The 16,639-nt window shown below is 64.3% G+C and carries 15 protein-coding genes; 6 read left to right on the top strand and 9 right to left on the bottom strand.

The window, feature by feature from the left end:
* Window positions 1–241: 241 nt before the first annotated feature.
* Together LDN95_RS17235 and LDN95_RS17230 are read left to right on the top strand one after the other, a co-directional pair.
* Window positions 242–1,438: an acyl-CoA dehydrogenase family protein gene (locus LDN95_RS17235; RefSeq protein ID WP_226018814.1), complete on the top strand. Its 1,197-nt coding sequence runs from the start codon at window positions 242–244 to the stop codon at window positions 1,436–1,438.
* Between the two features lie 5 nt (window positions 1,439–1,443).
* The gene (locus LDN95_RS17230; protein ID WP_226018813.1) at window positions 1,444–2,556 is read left to right on the top strand and encodes an acyl-CoA dehydrogenase family protein; all 1,113 of its coding nucleotides are present in this window, start codon (window positions 1,444–1,446) and stop codon (window positions 2,554–2,556) included.
* A gap of 54 nt (window positions 2,557–2,610) precedes the next feature.
* Here the strand turns inward: LDN95_RS17230 and LDN95_RS17225 are convergent, their stop codons facing one another.
* From LDN95_RS17225 to LDN95_RS17215, 3 genes are read right to left on the bottom strand one after another with little or no spacing between them, the layout of a single operon-like run.
* A complete protein-coding gene (locus LDN95_RS17225; RefSeq protein ID WP_226018812.1) occupies window positions 2,611–3,231 on the bottom strand; it encodes a TadE/TadG family type IV pilus assembly protein in 621 nt (206 codons plus the stop codon).
* A 44-nt stretch (window positions 3,232–3,275) separates the two neighbouring features.
* Window positions 3,276–3,890 carry a TadE/TadG family type IV pilus assembly protein gene (locus LDN95_RS17220; protein ID WP_226018811.1) on the bottom strand — a complete coding sequence of 205 codons (615 nt, stop codon included), beginning with the start codon at window positions 3,888–3,890 and terminating at the stop codon, window positions 3,276–3,278.
* Complete coding sequence (locus LDN95_RS17215; RefSeq protein ID WP_226018810.1) at window positions 3,887–5,908, bottom strand: TadE/TadG family type IV pilus assembly protein; 2,022 nt, start codon at window positions 5,906–5,908, stop codon at window positions 3,887–3,889. Before LDN95_RS17215 ends, LDN95_RS17220 begins: the two co-directional genes overlap by 4 nt.
* Window positions 5,909–6,238: 330 nt before the next feature.
* Between LDN95_RS17215 and LDN95_RS17210 the strand changes: the two genes are divergently transcribed.
* Window positions 6,239–7,237 carry a TIGR00730 family Rossman fold protein gene (locus LDN95_RS17210; RefSeq protein WP_226018809.1) on the top strand — a complete coding sequence of 333 codons (999 nt, stop codon included), beginning with the start codon at window positions 6,239–6,241 and terminating at the stop codon, window positions 7,235–7,237.
* Between the two features lies 1 nt (window position 7,238).
* Here LDN95_RS17210 and thiD read toward each other — a convergent pair whose 3' ends face one another.
* Window positions 7,239–7,988: a bifunctional hydroxymethylpyrimidine kinase/phosphomethylpyrimidine kinase gene (gene thiD, locus LDN95_RS17205; RefSeq protein ID WP_226018808.1), complete on the bottom strand. Its 750-nt coding sequence runs from the start codon at window positions 7,986–7,988 to the stop codon at window positions 7,239–7,241.
* Between the two features lie 190 nt (window positions 7,989–8,178).
* Here thiD and LDN95_RS17200 point away from each other — a divergent pair, with 190 nt between their 5' ends.
* On the top strand, window positions 8,179–9,162 hold the full coding sequence (locus LDN95_RS17200) for a CsgG/HfaB family protein (RefSeq protein ID WP_226018807.1): 984 nt from the start codon (window positions 8,179–8,181) through the stop codon (window positions 9,160–9,162).
* 54 nt (window positions 9,163–9,216) lie between these two features.
* Here LDN95_RS17200 and LDN95_RS17195 read toward each other — a convergent pair whose 3' ends face one another.
* Both LDN95_RS17195 and glmM read right to left on the bottom strand, forming a co-directional pair.
* Window positions 9,217–9,444 carry a DUF1272 domain-containing protein gene (locus tag LDN95_RS17195; RefSeq protein WP_226018806.1) on the bottom strand — a complete coding sequence of 76 codons (228 nt, stop codon included), beginning with the start codon at window positions 9,442–9,444 and terminating at the stop codon, window positions 9,217–9,219.
* Between the two features lie 14 nt (window positions 9,445–9,458).
* Window positions 9,459–10,796 carry a phosphoglucosamine mutase gene (glmM, locus tag LDN95_RS17190; RefSeq protein WP_226018805.1) on the bottom strand — a complete coding sequence of 446 codons (1,338 nt, stop codon included), beginning with the start codon at window positions 10,794–10,796 and terminating at the stop codon, window positions 9,459–9,461.
* Window positions 10,797–10,920: 124 nt separating this feature from the next.
* Between glmM and LDN95_RS17185 the strand changes: the two genes are divergently transcribed.
* The gene (locus LDN95_RS17185; RefSeq protein ID WP_226018804.1) at window positions 10,921–12,261 is read left to right on the top strand and encodes a dicarboxylate/amino acid:cation symporter; all 1,341 of its coding nucleotides are present in this window, start codon (window positions 10,921–10,923) and stop codon (window positions 12,259–12,261) included.
* Window positions 12,262–12,395: 134 nt separating this feature from the next.
* Window positions 12,396–13,010, top strand: a complete 615-nt coding sequence (locus tag LDN95_RS17180) for a superoxide dismutase (RefSeq protein WP_226018803.1) — start codon at window positions 12,396–12,398, stop codon at window positions 13,008–13,010.
* 65 nt (window positions 13,011–13,075) lie between these two features.
* Here LDN95_RS17180 and LDN95_RS17175 read toward each other — a convergent pair whose 3' ends face one another.
* From LDN95_RS17175 to LDN95_RS17165, 3 genes are all read right to left on the bottom strand, one after another.
* Window positions 13,076–14,266: an AI-2E family transporter gene (locus tag LDN95_RS17175; RefSeq protein ID WP_226018802.1), complete on the bottom strand. Its 1,191-nt coding sequence runs from the start codon at window positions 14,264–14,266 to the stop codon at window positions 13,076–13,078.
* A gap of 137 nt (window positions 14,267–14,403) precedes the next feature.
* Window positions 14,404–15,555: a GNAT family N-acetyltransferase gene (locus LDN95_RS17170; RefSeq protein WP_226018801.1), complete on the bottom strand. Its 1,152-nt coding sequence runs from the start codon at window positions 15,553–15,555 to the stop codon at window positions 14,404–14,406.
* 56 nt (window positions 15,556–15,611) lie between these two features.
* Window positions 15,612–16,352, bottom strand: a complete 741-nt coding sequence (locus tag LDN95_RS17165) for a sterol desaturase family protein (RefSeq protein ID WP_226018839.1) — start codon at window positions 16,350–16,352, stop codon at window positions 15,612–15,614.
* Window positions 16,353–16,639: the final 287 nt, after the last annotated feature.

Raw genomic sequence — 16,639 nt, 5'->3', positions numbered from 1 at the left:
ACTCGCGCCGAAACGGGGCGATTCGAATCGGCATCAGGCGCTGTTGTGCACCCGATTGCTGCGCAACCGTTCGTCCCTGCCTGATTGCACCGGTCCCGGTGGCAGCAGTGCCGTAGCGGAAACGCAAAAATGCACACCGGGGCAACGCGCACCATTTGAACAGCCGTGTCAGTAGCGCTAGGAAAAGGACAGAAATCCGGCGCCGCAGGTGGACCGGACGCTCATTTGGAGAGGAATTGGCATGGACCTTTCGTTCAGCCCCGAAGACGAGGCATTCCGCCAGGAAGTGCGCGCCTTCCTCAAGGACAAGCTGCCCAAGCGGCTGGCGGACAAGATCCGCACCGGCAAGCGCCTGACCAAGGCCGACCATGAAGAATGGCACGCCATTCTCAATGAGCGCGGCTGGCTGGCCAGCCACTGGCCCAAGGAATGGGGCGGCACCGGCTGGAGCGTGACGCAGGGATTCATCTTCGATCTGGAAACCTCGATCGCGCATGCGCCGCGCATCCTGCCCTTCGGCACGTCGATGCTGGCCCCGGTGCTGATCAAGTTCGGCACCGAAGAGCAGAAGCAGCACTACCTCCCGCGCATTCTGGATGGCACCGACTGGTGGTGTCAGGGCTATTCCGAGCCGGGCGCAGGGTCCGACCTTGCCAGCCTGAAGACCAGCGCGGTACGCGATGGCGATCACTATGTGGTCAATGGACAAAAGACGTGGACCACACTGGGCCACCACGCCAACTGGATGTTCTGCCTTGTCCGCACCTCGAACGAGGGCAAGCGGCAGGAAGGCATCTCATTCCTGCTGATCGACATGAACACGCCGGGCATCGAAGTGCGCCCGATCTATCTGCTCGATGGCGAGCACGAAGTGAACGAAGTGTTCTTCACCGATGTGCGCGTGCCGGTGACCAATCTGGTCGGCGAGGAGAACAAGGGCTGGACTTACGCCAAGTACCTGCTGACGTATGAACGCACCGGCATTGCCGGGGTCGGCAGTTCGATGGCCGCGCTCGACCACTTGCACCACATCGCCGCCACCCAGAAAAAGGGCGGCCGCCCGCTGGCCGAAGATCCGCTGTTCGCAGCGCGGCTTGCCCGGCTCGAAATCGAGCTGGAGAACATGAAGACCACCAACATGCGCGTGCTGGCAGCGGCCGGGCATGGCGCGGCGCCGACGGCGGAAAGCTCGATGCTGAAAATCCGCGGCACCGAAATCCGGCAGGAAATCAACACCCTCGCCCGCAAGGCCTTGGGCCCTTATGCCCAGCCCTTCGTGCCCGAAGCGTTCATCGAAGGCAGCAATGCCGAGCCGGTGGGCGCCGACTATGCCGCACCGATTTCGGCGGAATACTTCAACAATCGCAAACTTTCGATCTTTGGCGGCTCCAACGAGGTGCAGCGCGAAATCATCACCAAAGCCGTGCTGGAGCTCTGAGAACCATGGATTTCAACCATACCGAAGACCGCCAGATGCTCAGCGATTCGCTGGGCCGTTACCTGCAACAGCGCTATCCCATCGATGTGCGCCACAAGATCGCGGCTTCGGCCGAGGGCTGGTCGGCGGAACATTGGGCGGCGCTGGCCGAACTGGGCGTGATCGGCGCGCTGTTCGGCGAAGAGGCTGGCGGGTTTGGCGGCAAGGGCTTCGACATCGCGGTGGTGTTCGAACAACTTGGCCGTTCGCTGGTGGTCGAACCGTTCCTGGGCACGTTGCTGGCGGGCCGCGTGCTCGAACGCGCTGGCGGACAGGAAGACCTGCTGGGCGAAGTGATCGCCGGTGCCAAAGTGCTGGCCTTCGCGCATGAGGAAGCCGACAGCCGCTATGATCTGGCCGGGATCGCCGCCAAGGCCAGCGAAACCGCCGGTGCATGGACGCTGACCGGGACCAAGGCGGTGGTGCCGCAAGCCGATACCGCCGACGTGCTGATCGTTTCGGCGCGCATTTCCGGTGCGCCTGGCGATGAAGCCGGGATCGGCCTGTTCGCGGTCGACAAGGGCGCGGCGGGTCTGTCGGTGCGCGCCTATGCGCTGATCGATGGCGGACGCGGGGGCGAGATCACGCTGGCGGGCACGCCGGCAACCTTGATCGCCACCGACGGCCTTCCGCTGATCGAAGATGCGGTGGCTGCGGGTCTGGTCGCGTTGAGCTGGGAAGCGGTCGGCGTGGCCGACGTGCTCAAGCAGAGCACGCTCGACTATCTGCGCACGCGCAAGCAGTTCGGCGTGCCGATCGGCAAGTTCCAGGCGCTGCAGCACCGCATGGCAACCGTGGCGCTGGAGATCGAGCAGCAGCGCTCTGCCGCGATCAATGCCGCAGCCGCGCTCGAAGCCGACCGGGTGACGCGCGAACGCGCGGTGTCGGCGGCCAAGGTCACGCTGGGCAAGGCGGGCACGCTGGCCGCCGAAGAGGCGATCCAGATGCACGGCGGCATCGGCATGACCTGGGAACTGCCGTTGTCGCACTATGCCAAGCGGCTGATCATGCTGGGCCATCAACTGGGCGACGATGACCACCATCTCGCGCGCTACATCGCGCTGGGCCGCGCCGCCTGACGATGAACGCAACCGCATGGGGCCAAGGCAACGCCTCGGCCCCATGCGTCCGTCTCAGCAAGTAGCAGGGACTGTCGGCGAGGACGCATAAAGCTGCGTCAGGTCGCGATCGTCGCGCACGTACATGGCCGCTTCCTTGCGGATCACCATGTTGTGAACGAACGTGTCGAAGAACATCGGCCGGTAATTGTAGGCGACTTCCACGAACATGATCGCGCTGCCGGTGTCGGCCACCATCTTGGTCGTCGTCTGGCCCATTCCGGCAAAGGCGGTGCCGGTGATCCCCGTGCCCTCCACCCCGTAACGCGACTTGTAGGCGGTGGTGCCAAAGCACCGCTGCCAGTGAATCCACTGTCCGCCCGAACCGTTCGTTTCCAGACTGGACAGGATCACCCGACCGTTGTTGGTGAAGTCGAGGTCGGCGACAGACAGCGCCGCGCCATTGAACACTTGTGCCACGTCCACCTCACGCATGCGCGGGGCGCCACCGACGATGGCCTGCTTGGCGCGGCTGGCATTGTCGGCGGTGGTGATCGCCAGCTGGTTGAGCCGCATGTGCAGGTGCGCCAGATTGACCGTCTCGGCCCCGGCCAGCGCCAAGCCCAGCATCAGCGGCATCGACACGCCGATCTCCACGATCGTCACCGCGCTGCGATCGCGCCTCAAGCGATGCATGAGGCGCAGGAGGCGTTGGCGAAGGCCGGGCTGCGATACGTGAGTCATGGGCAAACCTGCACGCCCGTCCGCGTCGATTGCGTGGCATAGGGCTGGTTCTTGAGGATGGTCGTGGCGTTGATCGTCTGGCTCAGCGGATAGCCGAAGGCATGGGTGAACCCGAACAGCGCCGGATACGTGACCGAGACGGTGTAGGCCACGACGTCGTCCGCGCCGCCCTGCCCGGTCTTGCCCATGTCATCGTCCCATTGGCCGTTGCCGTTCATGTCGACGAAGCATTCCTTGGGATCGTAAACGCCATTGCCGTTGGTGTCGGTGAAGTCTTCGGGAACGCCGATCTTCGAAAAGTCGGCATAGTTGCGCCGGGTGAAGGTCAGCGTCGCCTTGGGCGCGATCTCGTGGATCACCGTCGAGACCCGCGTGTCGATTGCCGTTTGCGAAGTGGCCGCGCTTTGCAGTGCCGAATTGCGCCCCGCCGCGTTGACGACCGAGGTCAGCACGCTGCGGACATAGAACAAGTGCGCAAATTGCAGCGATGCGCCGATGATCACGAAAAGGATCGGCGCGGTCATGGCGAATTCCACCGCCGCCGCGCCGCGCCTGTCGGTTATCAGCGCCCGCACCTTGCGCAGGGCACGACGGGCCGAGGGCAGCCTCATTTCTTGATGCGCAAGTCGGCGACCTGCCCCGCAATGTACTTGAAGGTATTGGTCAGCTCGGTGGTGTTGCTGGCGTAATAGGCGCGATTGGCGGTGGAGCAGGTCTGCATCGGCGTGGTCAGGCTTTGCCCGAAACCGATCACCCAGATGGTATAGCCCATCGCCTTCAACTTGTCGCACGCCGCCAGAAAGCGGTTGTTGTGATACGTGGCCAGCGTGCCGGTGGAGCCGCTGGTCGCGTTATAGGGCGCGATGCGGTTGTCATACCATTCGGTGCCATAGGCGTTGTAGATCGTGCTTGTCGGCTCCATCGTGCCGTCGGTCATGAAGATCACGTGGCGGCTGACCGACGGAAACTTGGTGGCATCGGCATTCACGTTGCTGGCAAAGATGCCGTTCGGGCTGCCCAGCCGCCCGCCCCAGATCATGCCAAGATCGTGATACGTCGCGCCCGATGCGGACAGGCTGTTGAGGTAAGTCGTCAGCCAGCTTGGCACGGTGGCAGGGTCCGACACGTCGACGGTGGTGTACTGTGCCATCGGCGCCGGACAATAGGCAGCTTGTGGGCTGGTGTACGAAGCCGAGTTGTACTTGGTCGTCAGGTCGCTGTCGGTCACGTCCCAGGTCGTCCAGGTGCTCGTGCCCGTCCCGCGATACCATTCCAGCGGCTCAAGATACATTTTCCATTGCGTTTTTGGGTCGCTGGTCGGTGCGCTGTCGAGATCGAGATCGTACGCGCCGCTGGGCACCGGCGACATCGAGAGTTGCTGCACGGTCGCGCGCTCCTCGATGCAGCCGTTCCAGGTGTAGCTGCTGGTGTTCAGCCCGCTGACATCGGTCTGGCCGACCAGCTTGGCCAGTTCCACGCGATCCTTGGGCCCGGACGTGGGAACGGTAGCGCCCGCATTGAAGCTGGTGAACAGCGAGACCGCGCCCAGCCCCTTGAACGCCGATACATCGATGCTCGATTTCTTGGTGTAGCTCCAGTTGGTGAAGTTGTAGAGCGTCTTGTAGGTTGTCGTGGTGACCGTCTTGGTCCGCTTGCACGTGCCGATGGCCGTCTTGCCGCTGGTGCCGGTCTGCACCCACGACAGCCAGGCATAGGTGGTAACGGTGGTTGCCGCCGGCGATGGCCCACCACCGTTGATCGGCGTACCGCCCGATCCGCTGGGGTAGGTGTTCTTGCCGTAGTTGGTGCAATTGGCCGAACTGATCGCCGACGCATAAGTTTCGGTCACTGGTCCTGGCGACGTCGGGGAATTGCTGACGGTCACCGGCGTGCTGAAATTGGCCAGCCGGGTCTGGAAATCGGCGGAGCTGGCCAGATAGCTGGTCGGCATGGCCCCGCTGCTGACCAACGTCTTGATGTTGACCGTTGAGCTGTAGGGCACGAAGGCAAAGCGGATGCGGGTATTGGTCTTGTCGGTCACCGCTCCGGCCACGGTCTTGTAGAACGAGCTGACCGCGCTGCGCAGGCCGACGATCTTCGAGTCCGACCGATTGCAGCAAGTGGTGTTGGTCACATCGTAGGCCATCGACCCGGTGGTATCGAGCACGAACATCACGTCGGCGCTGGCCATCTGCAGTTCGGCGCTGCACGAAACCGACAGCGTCACGGTCTTGAACCCGAACAGTCCCATCACCGCCATCGGCATCTGGGTCGTCGCCACGCCGTTGACCGCGCCTTGCGTGTCGGCCGATGTCACGAACGTCGTGTTGTTGGCCTCGGTCGGCAGCGGGTTGAAGTTGAAGTTGAACATCTTGTTGGCTTTGGCGGTCTCGGCCGTCGAATAGCTGCCCGACTTGCTCATCGCTTTGCGCCCGGCGAGAACGCCGGAATCGCAGGCGTTCTGCAGCGCGGTGCGGGTCATGTACGAACGCGTCAGATCGGTGCCGCTGCCGGTCAGCGCGATCAGCAGGAAGATGGTCGACGCCGCGATGGCCAGCGCGTTGCCGGCGGTATCGCGCCACAGCCGCGCGCCCCACACCCGCATCGCCTGAACCGTTTGCGACTTCATGCGCCCGATCATGCCCAGCACTTGTCCTTCTTCGTGCCTCTGCACCGGGGAGGCCCCGGTGATTCGCCTAGTCCTTGCACAGGGCCGGGCCAATGCGTTTTAAGCACCGGAACGGGATGACATTCGGTTAACGCGTAGTGGGAATTTCGAGGAGATTGCTCCAATCTGGCACCAAGCGATGGATGGGAACCGCGCGATTGCGCAGTTCAGCGGCCGATCACGGTTACCGCTGGCGATGCAATCACCGAAGCGGTTGCCCCATTGCCTACGCCAAATTCCTAATGCGTTCAGCCATTGCACTTTGATGGCCGCTCGCCGAAGTTGCGCCGCATGAACGATGACAGCCAACGCTCCGGTCCCGCCGATCCGGCCTCCACCGCCCCCGCCGCCCCTGCTTCCGCCGCCCCTGCTTCCGCCGCCCCTGCTTCCGCCAATGCCGCGCCATCCGGCCACGACCTGACGCATCGCCGGTTCTACAAGGCCGAACAGGAAGCGGGCTTTGTCGAAAGTCAGCCCAAGGAAAGCCCGCAACAGCAAGACCCCGCCTATCGGCTGGCGTTCCGCGACACCGACTTTTTGCTGCGCGAGGAATTGCGCCCGGTGCGCTTCCAACTGGAACTGCTCAAGCCCGAAATGCTGCTCGATGAGGCGGCAATCGCCTCGACGCTGGTGGTCTATGGCTCGGCGCGCATCCCGTCACCCGAACAGGCGCAGGCCGGAATCGACGCAGCCTCCGACCCCCGGCAACGCGCCGTGGCAGAGCGGCTTGCGGCCAAGGCCCGATACTATGATCAGGCACGCCGGTTGGCGCAGATTGCCGCCGATGCGGCGATCGTCGAGGATGGCAAGCGGCACTTCGTGGTCTGCTCGGGCGGCGGCCCGTCGATCATGGAGGCGGCCAATCGCGGCGCTGCCGATGCGGGCGCGGAATCGATCGGGCTGAACATCACGCTGCGCCATGAAAACGCGCCCAACGCCTATGTCACCCCGCACTTGTCGTTCCAGTTCCACTACTTCGCGCTGCGCAAGATGCACTTCCTGCTGCGCGCGCGGGCAGTTGCGGTGTTTCCCGGCGGGTTCGGGACGTTCGATGAATTCTTCGAGCTGCTCACCCTCGTCCAGACCGGCAAGATGCGGCCGATCCCGATCCTGCTGTTCGGCGGCGAATTCTGGGACCGCGTGATCGATTTCGCCGCGCTTGCCGACGAAGGCATGATCAATGCCGAAGACCTGACCCTTTTCCACCGCGTGGAAACGGCGGACGAAGCATGGGCGCACATCGCGGCATTCTACGATCTCAAGTCCGCCAACGAGGGCGCGGCAACCTGATTCACCGCACCGCGTGATGGCCCAGCGGTCCGTGCCCTTTACCAAAACCGGGGGCGGCCAGCAGCGCGGCGCGCACGAATTCGCGCGCATCCTCCACCGCTTCATCCAGCGGCAACCCCATGCCCAGCAGCGTGGCGATCGCGCTCGACAGGGTGCAACCGGTGCCATGGGTGTCGCGCGTGACGATGCGCGGGGCGGTCCATTGACGCACGGGCTCGCCGGGCACGGCCAGCCGGTCGGTAATGTCCGGCCCTTCGGCATCGCCGCCCTTGGCCAACCAGGCAACGCCGCGCGCCTGCATGGCTTCATCCCCGCCCAGCACCACCAGTTCGGCAACGTTCGGCGTGGTCAGCGTGGCCAGAGCCATCAGCCGTTCGAACCCGGCGATGGTGGCGGCATCGGCCAGCGCCGCACCGCTGGTGGCGATCATCACCGGATCGAACACCACCGGCACACCCAGCCCTTCCAGCCGGTCGGCGACGATGGCGGCGATTTCGGGCGATCCCAGCATGCCGATCTTGACCGCATCGACCCCGATATCGCCGATGCAGGCGTCGATCTGCGCGGCCACAAGTTCGCCCGCCATCGCCGCAACCGCATGGACCCCGGTGGTGTCCTGCGCGGTGATCGCGGTGATCGCGGTCATGGCATAGCCGCCAAGCATGGTGATGGTCTTGATATCGGCCTGAATGCCGGCCCCGCCGCCGGAATCGGACCCGGCGATGGACAGGATGCGTGGGGGAGTGATCATGCCCCGGTCCTTGGCCGAACTATCGCGGGTCTGACAAGGGCCTTGCCCCTTGTTTGCCCTCGATCAGCGGCCATGTCGCCAAATCGTCGTCAACTGCGCGCTATTTGCTGAGGCAGGTATATCGGATTGAATAAGCGTTCTGGTTGTTCCACAGTAATTGGCGACGAATCCATTGGCGGGGGTAACAGTAATGAAGCGGGTTTTGCATGATATCGGTGCAATCGCAGCCGTTCTGGCCTGCCTTGCCAGCCTGGCTCCCGAAGCCGCCCTTGCCGGACCGCAGCAGGCCAAACCTTCCAACGCCGAAAAGCTGCAGCGTCAGGCGGTCAGCGACGTACCCCACTGCGTGCGCAAGCTGGGCACGATCTCGATTGTCGATGGCGATGATCCCTCGGGCTGGACGCAATACAGCCTTGCCCCGCCGCAAAAGCTGCTCAAGGTGATCGTCCAGCGCTCGGGCTGCTTCAACATCGTCGATCGCGGTACGGGCCTGCAGGCGGCGCAGCGTGAGCGCGACATCGGCGGCGGGCTGGGTCTGCAACGCGGATCAAACGTTGGATTGGGTCAGGTCAAGGCCGCCGACTACGTGCTGCAGGCCGAAGTGCAGGCGGCCAACAGCAATGCGCAAGGGTCGGGCGCGGCAGGCGCCATCGGCGGGTTGATCGGTGGCGCTTTCGGCGGACTGGTCGGCGGGCTCAAGTCGCGCAAGCTTGAAGCCAACACCGTGCTTTCGGTCACCAACGTGCGCACCACCGAAACGCTCGCGACGGTCGAAGGTTATGCTGCCAAGAACGACATCAGCTTCGGCGGCGGTGGCGGCTTTTTCGGCGGGATCGGTGTGGGCGCGGTCGGCGGCGGCTATGACAACACCGACATCGGCCGCATCGTGACGCTCTCGTTCATCGACGCCTATCGGAAGCTGGTCGACCAGCTTGGCGGGGTCGAGGTCGGCTCCACCGGCACCGCCGAAGCTGCTCCGGCCAAGGTATTCGCCGCGATCGCGCCGGTCGTGATGCGCGCCGCTGCGTTGCCAGGGGCCAAGGCGATCCGCAGCCTGAACCCCGGCGACAAGCTGTACCCCACCGGCAAGAAGGACGGCCTGTGGTGGGAAGTGGCCGATGAAAACGATAACGTCGGCTGGGTGCTCAACACCAAGCTCGCCCCGGCCAACTGACCCGCAGAATGACCGGACGCCCCCTCTTGCGCGCAGGAGGGGGCGTTGTCCGGCTCAGGCCCGGCGGAACTTGCGCTCGGTTGATGCCGGGTGCTTGGCCAGCGCGGCGCTGGCCCGCGTCGGCCGATCGACAAGTTCGCCGCTGCAATTGGGGCAGCGGTCATCCAGATCTTCGGCGCATTCGGCGCAAAACGTGCATTCGAACGAACAGATGAAGGCACCGGGCGCTTCGGCCGGTAGATCGGTGCCGCAGCGTTCGCAGTCGGGTCGCATTTCCAGCATCGATTCTCTCCTGCTCACGCCGCGCGGCGCACGGCGTCGCAAATGCGCTCTACCACGTCGGCGACCTGTCGTGCATCGTCGCCTTCGGCCATCACGCGGATAACCGGCTCGGTGCCCGACGGACGGATGACCAGTCGCCCCTTGCCCGCCAGTTCCGCTTCGGCTTCGGCGATCACCGCCTTGACGCTCTCGGCCTCGAGTGGCTTGCCCCCGGCAAAGCGTACGTTCTTGAGCAGTTGCGGCACCGGATCGAACAAGTGCAGAGTCTCGCTGGCGGGTTTGCCGCTGGCGACGAGCGCGGCCAGCACTTGCAGCGCGGCGATCGTTCCATCGCCGGTGGTGGCGTGGTCGATCAGGATCATGTGCCCCGACTGCTCGCCGCCCACATTGTAGCCGTGTTCGCGCATGTGTTCCAACACGTTGCGGTCGCCCACCGCGGTGCGCACCAGTTCAAGTCCGCGCCCGGCCAGAAAGCGTTCCAGCCCCAGGTTCGACATCACCGTGGCGACCACCCCACCGCCACGCAGCGCGCCAAGGTCGGCCATGCGGCTGCCGATCAGCGCCATGATCTGGTCGCCGTCGACGGTCTGGCTGCGTTCATCGACCACGATCAGCCGGTCGGCATCACCATCGAGCGCGATGCCGATATCGGCGCGCACTTCGCGCACTTTGGTCTTGAGCGCGTCAAGGTGGGTCGAGCCGACCCCGGCGTTGATGTTCTTGCCGTTGGGCTCGACGCCGATCGCGATGACCTCTGCGCCCAGTTCCCACAACGCCGACGGGGCGACGTGATAGGCCGCACCATTGGCGCAATCGACCACGATGCGCAGCCCGTCGAGGCGGACGTTGTGCGGCAGGCTGGCCTTGACCGCGTGGATGTAACGGCCGCGCGCGTCCTCGATGCGGCGGGCCCGCCCCACATCCTCGGACGCGGCAAGCGCCAGTTCCTGATCGATCAGCGCCTCGATCGCCAGTTCGTCCTCGTCCGACAGCTTGAACCCGTCGGGACCGAACAGCTTGATGCCGTTATCCTCATAGGGGTTGTGGCTGGCCGAGATCATCACGCCCACGTCGGCGCGCATCTCGCGCGTCAGCAGCGCCACGGCGGGCGTCGGCATCGGACCGACCAGCACCACGTCCATGCCCACGCTGGTGAACCCGGCGGTCATCGCGTTTTCAAGCATGTAGCCCGAAAGGCGCGTGTCCTTGCCGATCACCACGCGATGGCGATGATCGCCCCGCTGGAAGTACGTACCGGCTGCCTGCCCCACTTTCATCGCGGTGGTTGCGGTCATCACGCCTGCATTGGTCCGACCGCGAATCCCGTCGGTGCCGAAATATTTGCGTCCCATCGTGAAAAATCCGGTCCTTTGCCAAGCCCTTGGCGGCCCCTGTGCCGCCCCGATGCGGCCCTGCGCACCTTATGTACGCACGACCGATTGCCAAGCGTCCATAGACCATTAATCTGGCGAAGACATGAACCAACCGCTAACCAATCCTTCACCGGATTTGCCGCCCCGCGCCGCAGCATTGACATTGCCGCCGATCCCGCAGGTTCCGGCAGGCTGGACGCTGTCCGCGCTCGTCGGCGGACTGCTGGGCGGGTTGGCACTGGCATTCTACGCACCGCAGGCGCTGCCGCCGGTATTGGCGATCAGCGGTCCGGTGGGCGACCTGTGGCTGCGCGCGCTGCAGGCCACGATCGTGCCGCTGGTGGCGGCGCTGCTGTTTACCGGTATCGTCCAGACCGTCGCCACGGCCAGCGCGGGCGCACTGGCCCGCCGCGCGGTGGCCACGTTCTTCCTGCTGCTGGCGTTCGGCGCGGTGGTCGGGATGGGGATCACCTCGCTGCTGCTCGACATCTGGCCGATTCCGGGCAGCGCGGGCGAGGCACTGAGATCGAGTCTGGCAGCGCCACCAAGCGGTCCGGTACCGGGACTGGCCGATTACCTGCTCTCGATCGTGCCGACCAACGTGCTCGATGCCGCAGCAAAAGACCGCATGCTGCCGATGATCCTGTTCATGGCGGTGTTCGCCATCGCCAGCACGCGACTGATCGCCAGCCAGCGCGATCTGCTCGCCACGTTTTTTGCCGCGATCGCTTCGGCCATGCTGGTGGTGATCGGCTGGGTGCTGGCGCTGGCGCCGGTCGGCGTGCTGGCGCTCAGCCTCACGGTGGCCGCCAAGAGCGGTCCCGCCGCGATCGGCGCGCTCGCGCATTACGTGGTGGTGGTGACGCTGACCGGCTCGGTCGTGTTCCTTGCGGCTTATGCCGTCGCGGTGGTGGGCGCGCGCAAGCGGTTGGGCGCCTTTGCCCGCGCGATGCTGCCGGTGCAGGCGTTCGCCCTGTCGACGCAAAGTTCGCTCGCTTCGCTGCCGACCATGCTCGGCGCCTGCAAGAACCTGAAGGCGCGCGAGACCACTGCCGAATTCGTGCTGCCGCTGGCGGTTTCGCTGTTCCGCGCCACCAGCCCGGCGATGAACCTTGCGGTCGTCGTCTACGTCGCGCGCTGGTACGCGGTCGACCTCACCCCACAAGTGCTGATTTCGGGCGGGATCATGGCCGTACTGGTGGCGCTCAGTTCGGTCAGCCTGCCCGGAACGATCAGTTTCATCGCCTCGGTCGGACCGATCGCGCTGGCGATGGGCGTGCCGGTGGCGCCGCTGGCGCTGCTCGTTGCGGTCGAGGTTCTGCCCGACCTGATGCGTACGCTGGGCAACGTGACGATGGACGTTGCGGTCACGTGCGCGGTCGATCGGGCGACCTTTGACGCCGATGCGACCGACCGGGCAGAGCACGCGCCGGACCGAGCATAGCTGTCATGATCATATGTCCTTGCGGGTCGTTTTAGAAAAACTTGCTGGCTTTGCCCGGCAAACTTCCTAGTCGAAGGAAAGCCACGCCTCGCGCAGGGCTCACAGGCGTCAACTACAACCAACCGGAGCGACCCATGGCCATCACCCTTTCCCCGCTGCCTTATGCCGATACCGCGCTGGAGCCGACGATTTCGGCCACCACGCTGCAGACCCATCATGGCAAGCACCATCAGACTTACGTCGATCGCACCAACACCGCGGTCGAAGGCACCGATCTTGCCGGCAAGCCGCTGGAAGACATCGTTGCCGCCGCCATCGCACAGGGCAACAAGGGCCTGTTCAACAACAGCGCGCAGACGTGGAACCACGGTTTCTACTGGCACAGCCTGAGCGCTGAAGCCCAGACCCCCGAAGGCGATCTGGCCGCCGCGATCGACACCTCGTTCGGTTCGCTCGCCGGTCTGCTGACCGAACTGGCCGCGCAAGGCGCTGCACACTTCGCGTCGGGCTGGGTGTGGCTGGTGGCCAAGGACGGCAAGCTCAGCGTCGAACAGACGCACGACGCGGCTTCCTATGCCGATCTGTCGGGCAACCCGCTGCTGGTCATCGACCTGTGGGAGCATGCCTATTACCTCGACCACAAGAACCTGCGCCCGGCCTACCTGAAGGCCGTGACCGAAAAGCACCTCAACTGGGGCTTTGCCGCCGAGAACTTCGCGCGCGGCACGCTGTGGACGTATCCGGCCTGATTGGCCTGCCGGTAACGGCATGACATCGCTCCGGCGCTGCATCGGGCAGCGCCGGAGTATATGTTTCAGAGCATCAGGCCGGTTTCAGCTTCGTCGGTCGGCGTGTCCGAGATCGACACATGCGCCAGTCGACCGGGCTCGAACAACGGTTCACCGAACAGGAAACCGACGATGTTCGGGCGGCCGAGGTGGTCGATGAACGCCGATATCGTCAGCAGGATCGGCACCGACAGGATCGCCCCGAGCGGGCCCCAGATCCATGTGAAATAGCCGAACGCGATCAGGATCGACACCGGGTTGAGCGTGAACCGCGCGCCCAGAATCGCCGGTGTCACGACGTTGGCTTCCAACGCGTGAAGCGCTAGAAATGCCAGCGGCGGCACCAGCCCCAGCGGCACCGTGCTGGCCGAGCCCAATCCGACCAGCGCCAGCAGCGACACCATCACCAGCGGGCCCAGATAGGGCAGGAAATTGAGCACGAAGGCCAGCCCGCCCCACATCACCGGCGCGGCCATGCCCCAGCCATAAGCGCCTCCGGCCACGATCGCGCCGACCGCAAGATTGATCTGCGCGACCGTCAGGATGTAGCTGGCCACCCGATCCTGCACATCGCGCAAGACCCGCGCGATGCGTACCGAGGCGGTCGAACTGGCGTGCTGCACCAGCAGGCGGCGGCGCATCCGCACCCGCGCCTCGATCATGAAGAACGTCATCAGGATCGTCAGCAGCGTTTCGAGCACCACGCTGGGCGTGGCAAAGGCCAGTTGTTCGATCACCGAGGGCGAAGCCAGCGACACCTCGCGCGTGGGATGGCCGACCAGCCGTCCCAACTGCCGGTTGAAATCGGTCAGCCAGTCCATCTGGTTGCGCACTTCGGCAAAGCGCCGTGCCACCTCGCGCGCCATGGCGGGAACCTGATCGACCATGTCGAATGCGGGCGCCAGAATCACCGCCAGCACCACCACCACGATCGCCAGCATGAGCAGCAGCGACAATGCCGAGGCAAGCATGTTGGGCACGCCGATCCGCACCAGCCGATCCGCCAGAGGCGAGAGCACGATGGAAAAGATCAAGGCCGTCACCGGCGGCAGGAACACTACCGCACCGATCGACAGCACGAAGGGCAGCGCAAGGAACAGCCCCAGCATCAGCAACAGCACGATCGCCGACTGGGTGCGCGTGCGGTTGTCCTCTGCCGCAAGGGCTGCGGGATCGGCGGTGATCGGAGGGGCGGACGGGTCCGGAAGGCTGGCCATGACCTGCTCAGTCTTGCGCCTTCATGCCTGTGCGATCAAGGCCTTGCCTGCCCTGATCGGAAAGCAAGAGTTGCGAAACCGTGGCCGTGCGCGCCGAATTGATGCCGGTTCGCTCGGACCCGACATTGCCTCCGGTCTTACAACCCCTTCTGGTAGATCTCGTATTCCTTGTTGACGTGGCTGTCGATGGCATCGGCGATGGCGACCATCCCCTGATTGTCCTCAAGGATCCAGCCGATTTCGCCGCGGGTGGCGCCATAGCGCTCCACCGAATTGCGGCGGATGTATTCGATCATCATGAAGGCCAACTGGCTGGCAAGGCGCGACGACTGCAGCTTCTTGCGCACGCCCATCAAGGGCACGCGCATGGTGCGCACGCGCGGCTTGTTGAGCCAGCGCAGCAGCTTGATCCAGTTGAACGGGAACAGCTTGCCGCCCATCGGCTTGATCGCTTCGTTGAGGTCGGGCAGCGTCATCATGAAGGCCACCGGCTCGCCGTCGTATTCGGCCACCATGATCAGGTCTTCGCGCACGATCGGCTTGAACTTCTTGCCGGCGTAGCCGATTTCGGTGTCGGTGAAGGGCACGAAACCCCAGTTGTCCGACCACGCATCGTTGAGAATGTCGAGGATCAGCGCCGCTTCGCTGGCGAACTTGCTGCGGTCGACATTGCGGATGCGGATGCGCTGGTTCTTCTCGCCCGAAGCCACGATGCGCTGGATCAGCGGCGGAAACGGCTTGGTAATGTCCAGTTCAAAGGTCTTGAGCGTCTTGGCCGGCAGATAGCCAAGCGCCTTGATCCAGGTGTTGTAGCGTTCGGGCTGGTGGCCCATCATCACCGTGGGTGCGTGGTCGAAGCCCTTGGTCAGTTGCCCCGGCTCTTCCCAGATCGACATCGACAGCGGGGCCAGCACGCGGTTCATGCCCTTTTCGCGCAGCCAATCCTCGGCACGGGCGATCAAGGCAGTGGCAGTCGCCTGATCCTCAGCCTCAAGCAGGCCCCAGTTGCCGGTGCCCGGTCCCATGCCCTGCACCGGGTCCATGGCAACGGCAAGGTGATCGATATGCGCCGAAATCCGTCCGACCACTTTGCCGTCCCGGCGGGCAAGAAAAAGCTGCACGTCGGCGTGTTCGAAGAACGGGTTCTTGCCCGGCGTGACCAGTTCCATGGCCTCCATCCGCAGTGGCGGAACCCAGGCCGGATCGGCAGCGTTGAGGCGATAGGCCAGATCCACGAAAGCGGCGCGGTCGGCCTTGGTCACCACCGGAGTAATCGAGATTGCGGTCATTGGTCTGGTCTGCTCCCCGGAGGCCGGCACCGACGCCCACCCCGCGGGGGCGTGCGTCAGGCAGCCTTGCTGTCCTGCTCGTTCGCTTCCTTGCCCAGCACGCGGCGGCGCGGGTGTCCAGAGGCGATACCGCCTGAAAGCGCCTTCACCCACGGATATTTCACCGCCACTTCCTCGGTATAGCCAAGGTTGAACACGGTGGGCGAGCGGTGCGGACGATCCTTCTTTTCATAGAACGTGCCCAGCACACGGTCCCAGAAATAGTTGGTGATGCCGAAGTTGCCGTCCTCGTCGAAGTAATGATGCTCGTTATGGCGCTGCTTCATGAATTGCACCCACTTCCAGCGCGGCTTGAACGCCAGATGCTGGATGCAGTGCATGAATTCGTAATAGCAGGTGGTCAGGATGCCGGTGGCAAAGGCTGCGGCGGCCCCGCCGATCCCGCCGATCAGCCAGCCGACCGGGATCGTCGCCAGCGCCACGGTCGGCACCGTTGTATGCAGTGCGCCGAACAGCACGTTGAGGTTGTTGGGATCCTGATGGTGATCATAGTGGATGCGCTTCCACGTCGGCGAGAGCATCTTCCACTTCCACATCCACCGGCTGTGCAGCACATATTGGTGCAGCAGGTGCCAGACCAGCGGATAGACCAGCAAGGCCACCACGATCGACCCGAGCGTGGGGATCAGGCCCGCAGGATGGAACGCGAATACGCCCACGCTGACCGCCGTGATCGCAAGATAGGCCACGATCGTGTAGTGCTGGAAATAGGCGACCGTCAGTTCGCGCAGGGTCATGCGGTCAAGATAGTGGCTGCGCTTCCAGAACGGCAGCTTGGCATTATCGGCGGCGGTTTGCGACACGAGTCGGATCCTTGATCAAAGGCGCACAGCCGATGGCGGCGCGTTGATGACTGTTAAAGCGCAACTTTGCGGCGGTATTGCGGCAATCGCCTTAGAGCCCGAGCGAAAAGTGGTTGAGCGATATCAGTAGGTTGTGATTCAGCGTCGTTGTCGAGACGATGGAGGAAGCACATGCCCTGGACTGATACCGCTCGCCGCAAGCATATGCGGGAAGGTGCGGG

Source organism: Novosphingobium sp. FKTRR1, from assembly GCF_020404405.1.
Classification (GTDB): domain Bacteria; phylum Pseudomonadota; class Alphaproteobacteria; order Sphingomonadales; family Sphingomonadaceae; genus Novosphingobium.
Note: the sequence above shows the minus strand (reverse complement) of the source record. Positions and strands in the feature narration are given on the sequence as shown.

Coding starts and splice junctions, on each gene's coding strand:
- LDN95_RS17235 (WP_226018814.1), top strand. CDS start 242: ATGGACCTTTCGTTCAGCCCCGAAGACGAGGCATTCCGCCAGGAAGTG.
- LDN95_RS17230 (WP_226018813.1), top strand. CDS start 1,444: ATGGATTTCAACCATACCGAAGACCGCCAGATGCTCAGCGATTCGCTG.
- LDN95_RS17225 (WP_226018812.1), bottom strand. CDS start 3,231: ATGCATCGCTTGAGGCGCGATCGCAGCGCGGTGACGATCGTGGAGATC.
- LDN95_RS17220 (WP_226018811.1), bottom strand. CDS start 3,890: ATGAGGCTGCCCTCGGCCCGTCGTGCCCTGCGCAAGGTGCGGGCGCTG.
- LDN95_RS17215 (WP_226018810.1), bottom strand. CDS start 5,908: ATGAAGTCGCAAACGGTTCAGGCGATGCGGGTGTGGGGCGCGCGGCTG.
- LDN95_RS17210 (WP_226018809.1), top strand. CDS start 6,239: ATGAACGATGACAGCCAACGCTCCGGTCCCGCCGATCCGGCCTCCACC.
- thiD (WP_226018808.1), bottom strand. CDS start 7,988: ATGATCACTCCCCCACGCATCCTGTCCATCGCCGGGTCCGATTCCGGC.
- LDN95_RS17200 (WP_226018807.1), top strand. CDS start 8,179: ATGAAGCGGGTTTTGCATGATATCGGTGCAATCGCAGCCGTTCTGGCC.
- LDN95_RS17195 (WP_226018806.1), bottom strand. CDS start 9,444: ATGCTGGAAATGCGACCCGACTGCGAACGCTGCGGCACCGATCTACCG.
- glmM (WP_226018805.1), bottom strand. CDS start 10,796: ATGGGACGCAAATATTTCGGCACCGACGGGATTCGCGGTCGGACCAAT.
- LDN95_RS17185 (WP_226018804.1), top strand. CDS start 10,921: ATGAACCAACCGCTAACCAATCCTTCACCGGATTTGCCGCCCCGCGCC.
- LDN95_RS17180 (WP_226018803.1), top strand. CDS start 12,396: ATGGCCATCACCCTTTCCCCGCTGCCTTATGCCGATACCGCGCTGGAG.
- LDN95_RS17175 (WP_226018802.1), bottom strand. CDS start 14,266: ATGGCCAGCCTTCCGGACCCGTCCGCCCCTCCGATCACCGCCGATCCC.
- LDN95_RS17170 (WP_226018801.1), bottom strand. CDS start 15,555: ATGACCGCAATCTCGATTACTCCGGTGGTGACCAAGGCCGACCGCGCC.
- LDN95_RS17165 (WP_226018839.1), bottom strand. CDS start 16,352: ATGACCCTGCGCGAACTGACGGTCGCCTATTTCCAGCACTACACGATC.